The organism is Oceanobacillus sp. FSL K6-3682, from assembly GCF_037976165.1.
GTDB classification, from domain to species: Bacteria; Bacillota; Bacilli; order Bacillales; family Amphibacillaceae; genus Oceanobacillus; species Oceanobacillus sojae.
Genome location: NZ_CP150263.1, coordinates 46349 through 61266 on the forward strand (window position 1 = coordinate 46349; position 14918 = coordinate 61266).

The 14918-nt window shown below is 37.9% G+C and carries 16 protein-coding genes; 15 read left to right on the plus strand and 1 reads right to left on the minus strand.

Translation table 11 applies throughout. From position 1 onward, the window contains the following. Positions 1-96 precede the first annotated feature (96 nt). Genes MHH51_RS00245 through rsmI form a run of 3 tightly spaced genes read left to right on the plus strand, consistent with a single transcriptional unit; the run spans position 97 to position 1983 of the window. The gene (locus tag MHH51_RS00245; protein ID WP_156988808.1) at positions 97-837 is read left to right on the plus strand and encodes a tRNA1(Val) (adenine(37)-N6)-methyltransferase; all 741 of its coding nucleotides are present in this window, start codon (positions 97-99) and stop codon (positions 835-837) included. Then, positions 830-1105, plus strand: coding sequence for a GIY-YIG nuclease family protein (locus tag MHH51_RS00250; protein WP_147212247.1), 276 nt, complete (start codon positions 830-832; stop codon positions 1103-1105). Before MHH51_RS00245 ends, MHH51_RS00250 begins: the two co-directional genes overlap by 8 nt. Beyond that, positions 1102-1983: a 16S rRNA (cytidine(1402)-2'-O)-methyltransferase gene (rsmI, locus tag MHH51_RS00255; protein WP_339283928.1), complete on the plus strand. Its 882-nt coding sequence runs from the start codon at positions 1102-1104 to the stop codon at positions 1981-1983. The genes MHH51_RS00250 and rsmI overlap by 4 nt, the downstream gene beginning before the upstream one ends. Positions 1984-2082: 99 nt before the next feature. Here the strand turns inward: rsmI and MHH51_RS00260 are convergent, their stop codons facing one another. After that, on the minus strand, positions 2083-2358 hold the full coding sequence (locus MHH51_RS00260) for an AbrB/MazE/SpoVT family DNA-binding domain-containing protein (protein WP_077602833.1): 276 nt from the start codon (positions 2356-2358) through the stop codon (positions 2083-2085). A gap of 578 nt (positions 2359-2936) precedes the next feature. Between MHH51_RS00260 and metG the strand changes: the two genes are divergently transcribed. The 12 genes from metG to MHH51_RS00320 all read left to right on the plus strand — a co-directional run bounded on the left by metG (position 2937) and on the right by MHH51_RS00320 (position 14915). Next, a complete protein-coding gene (metG, locus tag MHH51_RS00265) occupies positions 2937-4952 on the plus strand; it encodes a methionine--tRNA ligase (protein ID WP_147212245.1) in 2016 nt (671 codons plus the stop codon). Positions 4953-5302: 350 nt separating this feature from the next. Next, the gene (locus MHH51_RS00270) at positions 5303-6070 is read left to right on the plus strand and encodes a TatD family hydrolase (protein WP_147212244.1); all 768 of its coding nucleotides are present in this window, start codon (positions 5303-5305) and stop codon (positions 6068-6070) included. Between the two features lie 36 nt (positions 6071-6106). Next, entirely contained in the window at positions 6107-6673 is a 567-nt protein-coding gene (rnmV, locus tag MHH51_RS00275) for a ribonuclease M5 (RefSeq protein ID WP_147212243.1), read from the plus strand. After that, complete coding sequence (gene rsmA, locus MHH51_RS00280; protein WP_156988806.1) at positions 6666-7550, plus strand: 16S rRNA (adenine(1518)-N(6)/adenine(1519)-N(6))-dimethyltransferase RsmA; 885 nt, start codon at positions 6666-6668, stop codon at positions 7548-7550. Before rnmV ends, rsmA begins: the two co-directional genes overlap by 8 nt. A gap of 206 nt (positions 7551-7756) precedes the next feature. Then, positions 7757-8632 carry a sporulation peptidase YabG gene (gene yabG, locus MHH51_RS00285; RefSeq protein WP_147212241.1) on the plus strand — a complete coding sequence of 292 codons (876 nt, stop codon included), beginning with the start codon at positions 7757-7759 and terminating at the stop codon, positions 8630-8632. Positions 8633-8942: 310 nt separating this feature from the next. Further along, a complete protein-coding gene (locus MHH51_RS00290) occupies positions 8943-9206 on the plus strand; it encodes a Veg family protein (RefSeq protein WP_147212240.1) in 264 nt (87 codons plus the stop codon). A 149-nt stretch (positions 9207-9355) separates the two neighbouring features. Continuing rightward, positions 9356-9532 (plus strand): small, acid-soluble spore protein, alpha/beta type, encoded by a 177-nt coding sequence (locus MHH51_RS00295; protein ID WP_077602839.1) that lies wholly within the window; start codon positions 9356-9358, stop codon positions 9530-9532. 388 nt (positions 9533-9920) lie between these two features. After that, complete coding sequence (gene ispE / locus MHH51_RS00300) at positions 9921-10772, plus strand: 4-(cytidine 5'-diphospho)-2-C-methyl-D-erythritol kinase (protein ID WP_281289865.1); 852 nt, start codon at positions 9921-9923, stop codon at positions 10770-10772. A 65-nt stretch (positions 10773-10837) separates the two neighbouring features. Next, the gene (gene purR, locus MHH51_RS00305; RefSeq protein ID WP_147212238.1) at positions 10838-11656 is read left to right on the plus strand and encodes a pur operon repressor; all 819 of its coding nucleotides are present in this window, start codon (positions 10838-10840) and stop codon (positions 11654-11656) included. A 400-nt stretch (positions 11657-12056) separates the two neighbouring features. After that, on the plus strand, positions 12057-12350 hold the full coding sequence (gene spoVG / locus MHH51_RS00310) for a septation regulator SpoVG (protein WP_077602842.1): 294 nt from the start codon (positions 12057-12059) through the stop codon (positions 12348-12350). Positions 12351-13067: 717 nt separating this feature from the next. Continuing rightward, complete coding sequence (locus MHH51_RS00315; protein WP_147212237.1) at positions 13068-14150, plus strand: iron ABC transporter permease; 1083 nt, start codon at positions 13068-13070, stop codon at positions 14148-14150. 3 nt (positions 14151-14153) lie between these two features. Next, entirely contained in the window at positions 14154-14915 is a 762-nt protein-coding gene (locus MHH51_RS00320) for an ABC transporter ATP-binding protein (protein WP_147212236.1), read from the plus strand. Positions 14916-14918: the final 3 nt, after the last annotated feature.

The window sequence follows — 14918 nt, forward strand, 5'->3', positions numbered from 1 at the left end:
AAACGAAAAAAGTGTATCGTATTGGGTGCTGTCTTCCTATGGAGGCAGCTCTTTTTATGATAAGCTTTAATGAGAAGATGAGGATGTGATGAACCAATGATCGATCTATATGATGATGAGCGCCTGGATTATTTGCTTGCAGATGAAACGATGAAAATTATACAAAGTCCGACTGCTTTTGCTTTTTCATTGGATGCGGTCTTATTAGCTCATTTTAGTGCAATCCCTAAAAAAAGAGGAAAGATTCTTGATTTATGTACGGGAAATGGCGTTATTCCTTTACTTCTTTCTAAAAGGACAAGTGCTGAAATTATCGGTGTTGAGATTCAAAAACGAATTTTTCATATGGCTCAACGAAATGTCACTTTAAATGATTTAAATCATCAATTACGAATGATTCATGGAGACCTGAAGGAAATGCAGACAACTCTTGATCAAAGCTCATTTGATATGGTTACAGTTAATCCGCCATATTTTAAAACACCGTCGTCTACGGAGCATAATCAAAATGAATACCTTACTATTGCCAGACATGAACTTTACTGTTCACTGGAGGATGTTGTGAAAGCCTGTAAACTTTATGTCAGACCCGGCGGAAAAGTAGCTATGGTGCATCGCCCTGGACGTTTAGTTGATATCATAGAACAATTTAGAAAATATCGTATTGAGCCGAAGCGTATACAATTTGTTTATCCAAAACAGGGAAAGGAAGCGAATATGCTCTTAGTTGAGGGGATACGCGATGGAAAGGCAGACGTGAAAATTCTGCCGCCATTCTATATTTATGAACAGGACGGTTCTTATACAAAACAGGCAGAGGAAGTTATATATGGCTAGCGGAGAACACTTGGTATATGTTTTAAAATGTCAGGATGGGACATTATATACTGGATATACAAATGATTTAAAACACCGGATTCGTATGCATGAAGAGGGAAAAGGGGCAAAATATACAAGAGGCAGAGGCCCATTCGAAATTATTTATACATATGGATTTGAAAATAAATCAGATGCTATGCGCGAGGAATATAGAATAAAAAAATTATCTCGTCGAGAAAAATTAGAACTGATTCAGACTCATGAGAAAGGAGTGTGTGATGAATGAATATTCAAAACAGCTATCAGCCTGAGGAACATGCAGCATTATACGTTGTCCCGACACCTATCGGAAACCTGGAGGATATGACTTTTCGGGCTATCCGGATTTTAAAGGAATGTAAGCTGATTGCTGCGGAGGACACCAGAAATACGAAAAAACTGCTTCATTATTTTGAAATTCATACACCACTTATCAGCTATCATGAACATAATCATCAGGAAAGAGAAAAACAGCTTTTAGATAAGATACGTAATGGTGAATCAATTGCTGTTGTGAGTGATGCAGGAATGCCGGCAATTTCTGATCCTGGTTCAGAGCTGGTTCAGGCAGCTATCAGGGAAGGCCTGGATGTTATTGTTTTACCGGGCGCAAATGCAGCACTTGTTGCACTGGTCGGGTCTGGCTTACCCGCACAACCTTTTACATTTTACGGTTTTCTTCCCAGGAAGAAAAAAGATAAAAAAGAAGCATTAGAGAAATTGAAAAATTTGAATTCTACTTTAATTTTTTATGAGTCACCTTATCGTATAAAGGATACTTTAGAAACCATGGAGGGTACTTTAGGTAACAGGCAAGCGTCTATAGGTAGAGAAATCTCTAAGAAATTTGAAGAATTTGTTAGAGGAACCATACAAGAACTTTTTTCATGGAGTAAGAAAAATGAACTGCGTGGAGAGTTTGTTATTGTTATAGGAGGACAAATGGAGACATCTTTCGACATGATTCAACAGGAATTGAGCTGGTGGGAAGCCTTATCCGTGAAAGAACATGTAGAAGCATTGATGAAAAATGATAATTTATCCAGCAAAGAAGCAATTAAGCAGGCGGCAGTAGAACGGAAATTACCAAAAAGAGAAGTCTATCAGAGCTACCATATTGATTAGCCGCTTCCATTAGGCTTTATAATATTAATGAATACGAAAAAGGGATGGCCTCTTCTATGTACAGAGGTCATCCCTTTTTCGCCTTTTAAACAACTATTATTATTTAAAACGGTTTTGAATTTCTTCAAGCAAAATTTTAGCGCCTTCAGGGCTTAGAATAAGGTTTCCATCAGCTAAAGTCTGGTTTTCATCTGTTAACTCTCCAGTAATTTGACAAGTCATGTTTGGACGGTATTTCTTCAATACAATACGGTCGTTATCAACGTAGATTTCCATTGTATCCTTTTCTTTAATATCCAGTGTACGGCGTAATTCGATAGGAATAACCACGCGGCCAAGCTCGTCAACTTTGCGTACAATACCAGTAGATTTCATTTTTTCATTCCCCCAGAAGTAGATTTAGTAGAGTTTTTCCGAATAAACGAACTATGCATTTTTCAAATAATGAGATAACTTGAAAAAAATGTCGCTGTTCGTCGTTGTTAATAACATTAGAATAGCAACAATATTTGGTATTGTCAATACAATTTTACTGTAAAAGGAAAAGTTTTATCTCTTTTTTATAAATATTCAGGTTTTTGTTAAATTTCTATCGCTATTAAGTAAGAAAGTATCATTTTTTGTGAATTAATTTCTAATGAAATGGATATATTTCCTTTGTATGGAAGGAAAGTATATCTGCAAAAAATTCGACATAAATCTAAATTATCCATAAAGAACAAGTGAATAGGTACACAATTTGGCAAATTACGATATAATAGCTACAATGGAAGTTGACATTTTTATATTTACAGTGTGATATCATAAAAAAATATATAAAATAGCCAATCAATAAGAGATAACTTTGAATCTTTTACGGATGAGATGGCAATGCTTGTTTCAAAGCATGTATCATCTTCACAGTATTCCGCTATAAGATTTTTTAAATAGGAAAAATTTAGGAGGTATAACGAATGGGAAGCAAAAATACTTTTTACATTACAACGCCAATTTATTATCCAAGCGGGAAATTACATATTGGTAATGCGTATACAACAATAGCTTGTGACACGATGGCGAGATACAAGCGCATGCTCGGGTTTGATGTGTTCTATTTAACAGGAAGTGATGAACACGGGCAAAAAATTGAGCAGAAAGCGGCTGAAAAGAATATATCACCTCAGGAATATGTAGATGAGATGGCAGCTGGCATGCAGGATCTGTGGAAGACACTTGAAATAAGTAATGATAAATTTATTCGCACAACAGATGAACAGCATCAGAAGGTTGTGGCGGATATTTTTGAGCGTTTTCTAAAACAAGGTGATATTTATCTTGATGAATATGAAGGATGGTATTCTGTTCCTGATGAAACCTTCTATACAGAAACACAGCTTGTAGATATTGAGAAAGACGAAAACGGAAAAGTTATCGGAGGAAAATCACCGGATAGCGGACATCCAGTTGAATTGATTAAAGAAGAATCTTATTTCTTCCGCATGAGTAAATATTCAGATCAGCTATTGAAGTACTATGAGGAGCATCCTGACTTTATCCAGCCGGAATCCCGTAAAAATGAAATGATTAATAACTTTATTAAACCAGGTCTTGAGGACTTGGCAGTATCCCGCACAACATTCAGCTGGGGAATTAAAGTTCCAAGTAATCCGAAGCATGTTATTTATGTATGGATTGATGCATTAGCTAACTATATTACAGCTTTAGGATATGGTACAGAGGATGATGCTGCTTTCAAAAAATATTGGCCTGCAGATGTACACATGGTTGGAAAGGAAATTGTTCGTTTCCATACTATTTATTGGCCAATCATGTTGATTGCCCTGGACCTGCCGCTTCCTAAAAAAGTTTTTGGACATGGCTGGTTACTGATGAAGGACGGAAAAATGTCGAAGTCCAAAGGAAATGTTGTATATCCGGAAATGCTCGTGGAGCGTTACGGTTTAGATGCTTTGCGCTACTATTTAATGAGAGAAGTTGCTTTCGGCAGTGATGGTGTCTTCACTCCTGAAGATTTTATTTCCAGAGTGAATTATGATTTGGCAAATGATTTAGGAAACTTATTGAACCGTACTGTAGCAATGATTAACAAATATTTTGACGGAAAGGTCCCTGCTATAAATGGTGTCATTAATAAGGAAGATGCTGATTTACAAGAAACAGCAGCATCGGTTATCCAAGCTTACCAGGAAGCCATGGATCAAATGGAATTTAGTGATGCATTGAAAAAAGTATGGACACTGATTTCCAGGGCTAATAAATACATTGATGAAACACAGCCTTGGATTCTTGCTAAAGATGAAGAAAAACGTACAGAATTAGCAAGTGTCATGGCACACCTTGCAGAAACATTACGTGTAGTTGCAACTATGCTGCAGCCTTGTTTGACACATGCACCGAAGAAAATAATTGAGCAGCTTGGTTTAGATGAAGAAAGCGGATTGTCTTGGGAAAAGATTCAATTTGGCAATTTCCCGGAAGGCATTACTGTAGTGAAAAAAGGAAAACCAATTTTCCCACGTTTAGATGTCGAAGAAGAAGTAGAATATATCCGTTCACAAATGGGTGGAGCGGCTGCATCTGACGAGGAAGAAGAAAAAGATTGGGATCCAAATGAAACAGAGCTTGTTTCCACAAAAGAAAAACAAATTAAATATGATGTATTTGATAAAGTAGAGTTGAAGGTAGCAGAAGTGAAAGCTTGCAGTAAAGTTGAAGGTGCAGATAAGCTATTGAAATTCCGCCTCGATGCTGGAGATGAAGCTGATCGGCAAATTTTATCAGGAGTTGCGGAGTACTATCCGGAACCGGAAAAACTGATTGGTAAAAAGGTTGTTATTGTAGCTAATCTGAAGCCGCGGAAAATGCGTGGTGAAATAAGCCAGGGAATGATTCTTTCCGCAGAAAAAGACGGGAAATTAGAAATTGTTCCAGCGCCGGAAAGTGTTCCAAACGGATCACCAATTTCTTAAAATATTGGACGATTTCAAGAAAATATATAGTATAGGAGCTGTCATCATGTCAGCTCCTTCCTTTTCGATATAGGGGAGATCAAAAAGTCCAATAAAAATGACATTTCGAATTTCTGTGTTGGCGTGTTTTTTTCGATGGGACTGCGATTACTCGCCCCACCAAAAGCGTTACTCACGTATCTAATAATATAGAGGATCTTCTGTTAAGACCCTCCACATCCTGTGGACAACACAGAAGTCACCACATCCTGTGGAAACCCGTTCGAAAAAAAACGCCGCCTTGAACTTCTTGGTCCTTTTCATCGCACTTTTTGAATTGCATTATAAGATCAAAAAAAAGGATGGTTAAGATGTTATTTGACACACATGTTCATTTAAACGCCAGACAGTTTGCTGAAGACAGAGAAGAGACAATCCAGCGGGCAAGAGATGCAGGTGTAGAGTATATGGTTGTTGTCGGCTTTGACCATGAGACTATTCCGCTGGCTATTGAAATTGCAGAACAGAATAAGAATATTTATGCAGCAGTTGGCTGGCATCCTGTTGATGCCATTGATATGACGGATAAAGAGCTGAAATGGATTGAAAATCTGAGCGCACATCCTAAAGTGGTGGCAATTGGTGAAATGGGACTGGATTATCATTGGGATAAATCCCCAAAAGATGTGCAAAAGAAGGTCTTCCGTCAGCAAATAGCGCTTGCTAAAAAAGTGAATATGCCTATTATTATTCATAATCGGGAGGCAACGGAGGATATTATAAATATCCTGCAGGAGGAGAATGCAGAGGAAATCGGCGGTATTATGCATTGTTACAATGATTCTGTCGATTATGTCCAGACCTGTCTGGATATGAATTTTTATATTTCATTAGGCGGTCCGGTAACATTTAAAAATGCTCCATTACCAAAAGAAGTAGCGAAACAGGTGCCTTTAGACCGCCTGCTTATTGAAACGGATGCTCCATTTCTGGCACCTCATCCATATCGCGGAAAGAGAAATGAACCAGCTTATGTCGCGCGTGTAGCAGAGGATATTGCTGCATTACGTGAAATGGGTGTGGATGAGATTGGAAAAATAACAACAGAAAATGCAAAACGATTTTTTAAAATTAAGTGATTTCTAAGGATCTTAGAACAAAGTGGAGGAAATCGATTGAAAATAAAAGAAATGATAGTTGTAGAAGGGCGAGATGACACGACACGCGTTCAGCTTGCTGTAGATGCTGATACAATAGAGACAAATGGTTCAGCAGTTAATAAAACAACCATTGATAAAATCCGTCATGCCAAGGAAAAGCGCGGAGTTATTGTTTTTACCGATCCTGATTATCCAGGTGAGCGGATCAGACACTTAATCAACCAGGCTGTACCTGGCTGTAAGCATGCTTTTTTAAGAAGAGATCAGGCAAAAGCAAAGCATTCTGAAAATAAGAGCCTGGGGATTGAACATGCTTCTGTAGAGGATATCCAAAAGGCGCTCGAGGATGTTTATGAGCTTGCAGATTTTTCGGATAGTGATATTACCAAAGAGGAACTTATCCATTATGGATTAATCGGAGGTGAAATGGCTTCTGGACGCAGGAAACGTCTTGGTGAGCTTTTGCATATTGGTCATACTAATGGAAAGCAGCTTTTAAAGCGCCTTACCCAATTTCAAATCTCCAAGGAACAATTTAAAGAAGCTGTTGAGCTTATAGAGCAGGAGGAGAAAGATGCCTAAAAAATATATTGCAACACCGTCGAGAACAAAAGAACTGCTGAACAAATATGGTTTTGCATTTAAGAAAAGCTTAGGACAAAATTTCTTAATTGATGTCAATGTATTAGAAAATATTATTCATCAAGCAGGAATTACAAAGGAAACAGGGGCAATTGAAATTGGCCCTGGAATGGGTGCTTTAACAGAGCAATTAGCTATTCATGCGGATCGGGTAGTTGCTTTTGAAATTGATCAGCGTCTATTGCCTATTTTAGAAGAGACTTTAGCGGACTACGATAATGTTGAAGTCATTCTTGAGGACATTTTAAAGGCAGATGTAGATGAGGTAATTAGAACGCATTTCGAGGAAGGCCATGATATTCATGTGGTTGCAAACCTTCCTTACTACATCACGACGCCAATTCTTATGAAGCTTGTTCGTGACCGGCTTCAGGTTACAAGTCTTACAGTAATGATTCAAAAAGAAGTAGCGGATAGAATGGCAGCTGTACCAAATACAAAAAGCTACGGCTCTCTCAGTATTGCTGTACAATATTATACCGAAGCCAAGGTTGTTTTGAACGTGCCGAAGCAGGTATTCATGCCGCAGCCCAATGTAGATTCAAGTGTTCTGAAGCTCGTTATGCGCAAAGAACCGCCTGTTCAGGTGGATAATGAAGACTTCTTCTTTGAACTTATTCAAGCAAGCTTTGCGCAGAGAAGAAAAACACTCCGGAATAACCTGAACAGATTTTTACAAGAAAAATTAGAAAAGCATCAAGTGGAAGCACTCCTTGAAGAAGCGTCAATTGATGGCGGCAGACGCGGTGAAACATTGACAATAGAGGAATTTGCAGATTTAGCTAATATTGTTTATAAAGAGATTCAAAAAAGCTAATCAGAAGATGACATCTTTTGATTAGCTTTTTATATAGGTTATATAAGGGAGAAAGGAACAGAGCTGCACTTTTTTTCATACAATGAGAAAGAAATAAAGTGAAATTCATTCAGTTGAACCAATCGGGCTTATATTGGCAGTTAATAACTTCATACTTCAAGAATTTACTGCCGGTTAAACTGCGATAAAAGGTGAGAGGTGCAGTGATGGATATACAGAATGGAGCGTTAGTAACAAGGAAATCATATAATCACGACTTATTATTTCGGGTGGCAGAAATAAAAAAAGGAGTAGCTATACTTCATGGTGAAGAGTTAAGGTTAAAAGCGGATGCGTCTCTATCCGACTTAACCTTGGTAGATCAACGGGAACATAAAAAAAGAAGAGCCGAAGACAGAGAAAAACAGGAATTTTCCTATCGTTTATTTCGTCAGGACTATCAAATGATGAAAGAAAAAAGGAATTATGAAGCAACAGAAGGCTATACGGATGCTGCTAATTATTTTCAATTGCCTGCAAAAGTGCTTCATATAGATGGAGACCCGTCTTATTTAAGAAAATGTATCCAATTATATCAGCGCATTGGACTTCAGGTACATGGTGTTCATCTGGCGGAAACAGAGATGCCATTTCAAATAAAGGATTTACTGGAGAAAATCCAGCCGGATATCATGGTAATCACTGGCCATGATGCTTATTCACATAATAAAGGAATGAAGCATGATATAAGTGCTTATCGCCATTCAAAATATTTTGTAGAAGCTGTACGAGAAGCGAGAAGTAATTATCCTAATCTGGATCAGCTTGTTATTTTTGCCGGAGCTTGCCAATCACATTTTGAATCATTAATTCGTGCCGGTGCAAATTTTGCCAGTTCGCCATCCAGAGTCAATATTCATGCGCTGGATCCGGTTTATATTGTTGCGAAGGTAGCATATACCTCTTTTATGGAAAGCGTATCTGTCTGGGAAGCGCTCCGTAATACATTAACTGGCGAAAAAGGATTAGGAGGCGTACAAACAAGAGGATTATTACGAACAGGCATGCCTTACCTGGCTCATGAAAATGAAGATGAAATATAATATGAAATAATGCTTAAAAAAGGGAGTTGTTGGGCTAATTGGTATGCTTTTATTCCTCCTTCTTTCCACTGAAAATAAATTAATAATTAGATCATTCAGATTAGTTGTTTTTTAATTGTTTTTATAAAATCAGCCCATTATGCATTTTTTTGTGACAATTTATGTATAAAAATAGAGATACGACAAATAATATCAGAAATAGACATAAATAATAGTTGACAAGTAAAAACATATGCTGATATAATTATAATTTTTATTTGACTTTTCATCGGCGTATATGTTAAAATAAGTATATGTGAGGTGGAGTGTAGTGGGCAAAACGTTGATCGAAATTAAGCAAGGTCTAGATGGTCAGGTAGGTAAACGGTTAAAGCTCAGAGCGAATGGTGGAAGACGGAAAACCGTTGAAAGATGCGGTGTTCTTGCGGAGACATATCCCTCTGTTTTCATTGTTGAGCTTGACCAGGACGAGAATGCATTCGAACGTGTTTCATACAGCTATACAGACATATTGACAGAAACGGTAGAGCTGAATTTTGTTGAAGGAAGTTCAGCGATAATTTTTAAACAGTAGACAAGTATCTGGTCTACTGTTTTTTTTATGCAAAAAAAGGGCAGGAAATGGTTTTGCTGGTTAATACTTGTGAGAGTGAAGAAGGTAAAAATACATAAGCTATGATTGCCGATCGAGAAATATATTCATTCGTAAAGGGGAGCTTTTACATGGGTAGACGAGGGATTATGTCAACACAGATGAAAGAAGAAATAGCGAAAGAATTAGGATTTTACGATACGGTACAGCAGGAAGGCTGGGGAGGAATAAAAGCCCGTGATGCCGGAAATATGGTAAAAAGGGCTATAGAGATGGCAGAGGAAAGTATGAGAAAAAGCGAGTCCTAAAAAGGGGCTTGCTTTTTTTCATACCAATAATAAATTATGACCAAAAGTATTTTGCAGATTCCACACCTTTTCATACAAGATTAGCCTCAGTGTTTTGATTATGATACAATAAAATATATTTTTAAGAGGAGGTTCAACAAGTCTGATAAAAATGATACGTCGAATTTCTGTGTTGACTAGCATTTTCCGATGGGACTGAGATTACTCTTCCCACCAAAAGCGTTACTCACGTATTATAAGCATACGCTCCGTTCGGAAAACGCTAGTCGCCTTGAACTTCTTGGTCCTATTTATTGGACTTTTTGAACACGAACTTTAAGGGACGTATATATATGATTTTAAATAGGTGAACGAACGAATTTCCAACGCTTTGAGGATGTGAATGAAGATGCTTGTAATGGAGAAGGCACCTGCTAAGATAAATTTGTCATTAGATGTATTAAATAAGCGGGAAGACGGATATCATGATATTGAGATGGTAATGACGACGATTGACTTAGCAGATCGTTTAGAATTGCGGGAATTACCTGCAGATAAAATTCAATTGTCGTTGGAAAGCCGTTATGTACCAAGCGATGAAAGAAATTTAGCATATCAAGCAGCGGTTTTATTTAAAGAGACGTACAAAATAAAAAAAGGTGTCCATATCCGAATTGATAAATCGATTCCTGTTTCAGCAGGATTAGCCGGAGGCAGTGCGGATGCAGCAGCGGTTTTACGAGGACTCAATAGATTATGGGGCCTGGATATTCCATTAGCTGAATTAGCTGATCTGGGATCTGAGTTAGGAGCGGATATTGCTTTTTGTGTTTACAGTAAAACAGCAATAGCAAAAGGATATGGTGAGTGTATTGAACTTTTACCTGCACCGCCTACCTGCTGGGTTGTTCTTGCCAGACCGGATATGGGCGTATCTTCTTATACTGTATTTGATCAGATTAAAATCCCTGAATTAAAGCACCCCAATACGAAGCAGATACTTGAAGCCCTGCATGAAGGGGATTTTTCGAAGCTTTGTAATCACCTCGGAAATGCATTGGAGCCAATTACTTTTTCTATGCATCCAGAGGTAGCGAGACTGAAGGAAGCTATGCAGCTTGCGGGTGCAGAAGGTGTGATGATGAGCGGCAGCGGGCCAACGGTATTTGGGTTATTGAAGCATCATCGAAAGGCACTCCGAATATATAACAGCATGCGAGGCTTTTGTAATGACGTGCAATTAATCCGAATGTTGGGATAAGCATTGCTAAAATTCATATGAAAATGCTATATTATATAAAGAACATTCGGATTTGAGGTGTGATTTTGAAAAGAAGTAATCGGTTGGTTGTGTTAACAGAGTATTTTTTAGAAAACCCGAGGAAACATATTCAATTGCCTTACTTTGTAGAGCTTTGTGATACAACAAAGTCATCAATAAGTGAGGATTTAGATATTATACATGAAGTTTTTGAAAATAAAGGTCTAGGGTATTTAGAAAGAACTACTGGTGCAGGCGGAGGTGTAAAGTATATTCCTACAAGCTCAGCTGAAGCCAGTAAGGAGTTTATATCATCCCTTCAAAAAAAGCTAGAAGACCCTTCCAGAATTCTCCCTGGAGGATATCTTTATATGAGTGATATTCTTGGTGATCCGGTTCTGGTCCGGGAAATCGGCCGTGTTTTTGCCTCTTGCTTTGCTCATTTAAAGATTGATGCCATCGTAACTGTCGCAACAAAAGGAATTCCTTTAGCGTATGCAACAGCATCATTTTTAAATGTCCCTGTTATTATAGCGCGCAGAGATCCAAAAGTAACAGAGGGGTCATCTGTAAGTATCAACTACGTTTCCGGATCGTCCCGAAAAATACAGACAATGGTATTGCCAAAACGAAGCTTGCCTGATGGAGCCAATGTATGTATTATTGATGATTTCATGAAAGCTGGAGGAACCATTACAGGTATAAAGAGTCTTTTAGAAGAGTTTTCTGCAACGGTACAAGCTGTCGGCGTGTTAGCAGAAGCAGATGATGAAGAAGATGAAAGAGTAATTACAGATTATATTTCATTATTAAAAATCTCTCCGGTTGATATACAGAATCATCAAGTTTCTGTACAGCCGGGAAATTATCAAATGGAAACCTGATATAGAAATGTCAGATAAAAACAGATCTTCAACTGTCTATCAGTCAAGGATCTGTTTTTATTTTTTGGAAGGATAATGTATTTCATTGGGAATAATACATTCGTAATTAGTTAAATTGTAATAATATATTCATATAAATTATAAATGATAATAATATCCAATACCTGGGATATTTGATTTTTCTTACAAAGGCTAAAATCTGATTGTTTTCGTCACTGTAAGAAAAAGGTGGATAATAATGACTAGATATGTCGAAAGGAAATGTAATTATAGGTACATGGAAGAATAAATTTAAAATATTTTATTTTTTTGGTATTTTTAAGAAGGATTTTTGTAATTTATGTTGAAGTACATAAGTATGAATAATGATTTTTGATTAGGACAAAGGTGGTGAAACATCATGGAGGTAACAGACGTAAGATTACGCCGCGTAAAAACAGATGGAAGGATGCAGGCTATTGCTTCAATCACATTAGATAATGAATTTGTAGTCCATGATATCCGTGTCATTGACGGGAATAATGGACTATTTGTTGCGATGCCTTCAAAGCGGACGCCAGATGGGGAGTTCCGAGATATTGCTCACCCAATTAATTCTGGAACACGCTCAAAAATTCAAGAGGCTGTTTTAGGGGAGTATCAACGTGAAAAAGAAGAAGGACTAGACTATAAAGAAGAAGCAGGCGTTTCCTGAAGTGACACTAGAGGGCGATTAGACGAGAAGGCAGAAATCTGGATAAAGATTTGCCTTCTTTTTCTGTGCATCAGACTATTTCAGGTATCATGCAGAATAATTTAGCGGCAGGGTCAACTATCTGCTGGCCGGGAAAAGTATTAAGCAGGATTAGCAGGATGTAGAAGCAGGTGTATTAGATGTTTATCTTTTTTGGTGGATTACCAATCAGGATAAATGTATGGACCTGGGAATCTTTTTTTATTTATTGCTAAAATCTGGAAATTAATATTGTAATAAATTCAGTGAAAGCTGAGGTTTCATGGAGTAAAAAATGGAGCCTCAGTTTTTTTGTTCGAAGTTATAAAGCTAATGGTCAAGCACTAGTTATTCAAAAGAAAGTATTAAATTGTTACTATAAATCAATTTCTGTTTACAGTTGTGTTTCGTATCAAACCACTAGAAACAAGCTCTATACAACAAGCTTTTCTACAAACCTTCTCCATTTCAAATATCCTTTCCTTATCAGGTTTTCATTAAATGCCCAAACCAGGACTGAATATTATGAAAGGCCCAGCGGCACAGTGTAAAAGGTCTGAACTTTCTATGTAAAATTTGGAATAATTTATCATATTAAAATGAATATATAAAAAACAGATTGCCAAAATAGAATCCTTAATCTATAATGAAAATGATTCTCATTATCAATTAGGTGGATGGGAGGTGGGAGGTGAAAATTTGAATACGGAAAAAGGCAGCAGTGTCAGACAAAAGCAAGTTTTTTATGTGTTTGCGTTGATTTTTCTTATCTGCGCTATCGCAATTACTGCAGTTTATTCGGTCTCCATTGGACAGGTTTCCATTCCGTTTCAGCAATCTATGCAGATTGTACTACATACCATTACTAACGGGCATTTGGGATCTTTAGATCAGGTGGAGAGTGATTCATATACCAATATTATTATGCAAGTGCGTATGCCTCGCGTTGTCTTCGCCTTACTCATTGGTATGGGTCTTTCTTTGTGCGGAGTGGTAATGCAGGCTATCGTGCAGAATCCGCTGGCTGACCCCTACATACTCGGGATTTCATCAGGAGGTTCATTGGGAGCTACCTTTGCTATCCTTGTAGGGTTTGGCAGCGGAACTGTATTGTCACAGTTTGGTGTGGCATTTGGTGCCTTTGCCGGAGCGATGGCTACTTCTATTCTTGTTCTTGTATTGTCAAGTATTGGCGGCAAGGTGACTTCCATAAAATTAGTATTGTCCGGTGTAGTTATCGGTGCTTTGTGCAGCTCCTTATCCAGCCTTGTTATTTTCTTCGCTAATGATGCAGAAGGAATCAAGAGTGTGACTTTCTGGACAATGGGAAGTCTGGCATCCTCAAGCTGGAGCAAGGTACCAATTATGGCGATTATTGTCCTGGCCGGCTGTTTTCTCTTTCTTTTCCAGCATCGTGTCTTAAATACGATGTTATTAGGTGACGAATCAGCGATAACTTTAGGGATTAACTTAAGTGTGTTTCGTAAATTATATATGATCATCGCAGCGTTGATTACCGGTACAATGGTTGCCTACTCTGGGATGATAGGGTTTGTCGGTTTGATCATTCCGCACATATGCAGGGGTTTGTTTGGCTCAGATCATAAACGGCTAATGCCGGCATCATTGCTCTTAGGCGGTCTTTTCCTTATGTGGGCAGATGTACTGTCAAGAGTGCTGGTAGAAAATGTAGAGCTTCCTATCGGGATTCTCACTTCGGTGATTGGGTCTCCGTTATTTATCTATATGATTGTGAAAAAAGGCTATAATTTTGGAGGGTAGTATATGCAGCTGGTAGTAGAAAGTCTGGAGACAAAATTGGGAAAAAAGGAAATTGTTAAAAATATTTCACTGCTCGTCGATAATCAGAAGTTTGTAGGCGTTGTAGGACCGAATGGCTGCGGGAAATCAACCATGCTGAAAAGTATTTATAAAAGTCTCCCTCCACATAAAGGGACAGTTGTTTTAGGAGATATTGACGTTTTAAAAACATCTCAAAAGAAGATTTCTCAAAAGCTTGGTGTGGTTGGCCAGTTTAATGAAATGCATTTTGATTTAACAGTAGAGCAAATGGTGCTGCTGGGGAGAACACCTCATAAGAGATTATTAGAGGTGGATAATCAAGTGGATATAGATATTGTTGAAGATGCGTTGAGACAAACCAACTTGTTGGATTATAAAGATAGAAGTTATTTGTCCTTATCAGGCGGGGAGAAGCAGCGAACGATTTTGGCCCGTACGATTGCACAGCAGCCACAATTTATGATTCTGGACGAACCAACCAATCATCTGGATATTCGTTATCAACTGGAAATTTTACAATGTGTTAAGAAATTAAATATAGGTGTCCTGGCGGCTTTGCATGATTTAGAGACAGCGGCCCAATATTGCGATTATCTCTATGCGATGAAGGACGGCAGAATCTATACGTCTGGAACACCGGAAGAGGTATTAACACCAGAAACGATCAGTGAATTATACCAAATCAAATGTGAAACATATAAAAATCCGATAACAAATCAGCTTGGATTTGTTTATCAAATATAACAG

Excerpts from the sequence above, each read along its gene's own strand:
- MHH51_RS00245 (WP_156988808.1), top strand. The coding sequence starts at position 97 with ATGATCGATCTATATGATGATGAGCGCCTGGATTATTTGCTTGCAGAT.
- MHH51_RS00250 (WP_147212247.1), top strand. The coding sequence starts at position 830 with ATGGCTAGCGGAGAACACTTGGTATATGTTTTAAAATGTCAGGATGGG.
- rsmI (WP_339283928.1), top strand. The coding sequence starts at position 1,102 with ATGAATATTCAAAACAGCTATCAGCCTGAGGAACATGCAGCATTATAC.
- MHH51_RS00260 (WP_077602833.1), bottom strand. The coding sequence starts at position 2,358 with ATGAAATCTACTGGTATTGTACGCAAAGTTGACGAGCTTGGCCGCGTG.
- metG (WP_147212245.1), top strand. The coding sequence starts at position 2,937 with ATGGGAAGCAAAAATACTTTTTACATTACAACGCCAATTTATTATCCA.
- MHH51_RS00270 (WP_147212244.1), top strand. The coding sequence starts at position 5,303 with ATGTTATTTGACACACATGTTCATTTAAACGCCAGACAGTTTGCTGAA.
- rsmA (WP_156988806.1), top strand. The coding sequence starts at position 6,666 with ATGCCTAAAAAATATATTGCAACACCGTCGAGAACAAAAGAACTGCTG.
- yabG (WP_147212241.1), top strand. The coding sequence starts at position 7,757 with ATGGATATACAGAATGGAGCGTTAGTAACAAGGAAATCATATAATCAC.
- MHH51_RS00295 (WP_077602839.1), top strand. The coding sequence starts at position 9,356 with ATGGGTAGACGAGGGATTATGTCAACACAGATGAAAGAAGAAATAGCG.
- ispE (WP_281289865.1), top strand. The coding sequence starts at position 9,921 with ATGCTTGTAATGGAGAAGGCACCTGCTAAGATAAATTTGTCATTAGAT.
- spoVG (WP_077602842.1), top strand. The coding sequence starts at position 12,057 with ATGGAGGTAACAGACGTAAGATTACGCCGCGTAAAAACAGATGGAAGG.
- MHH51_RS00320 (WP_147212236.1), top strand. The coding sequence starts at position 14,154 with ATGCAGCTGGTAGTAGAAAGTCTGGAGACAAAATTGGGAAAAAAGGAA.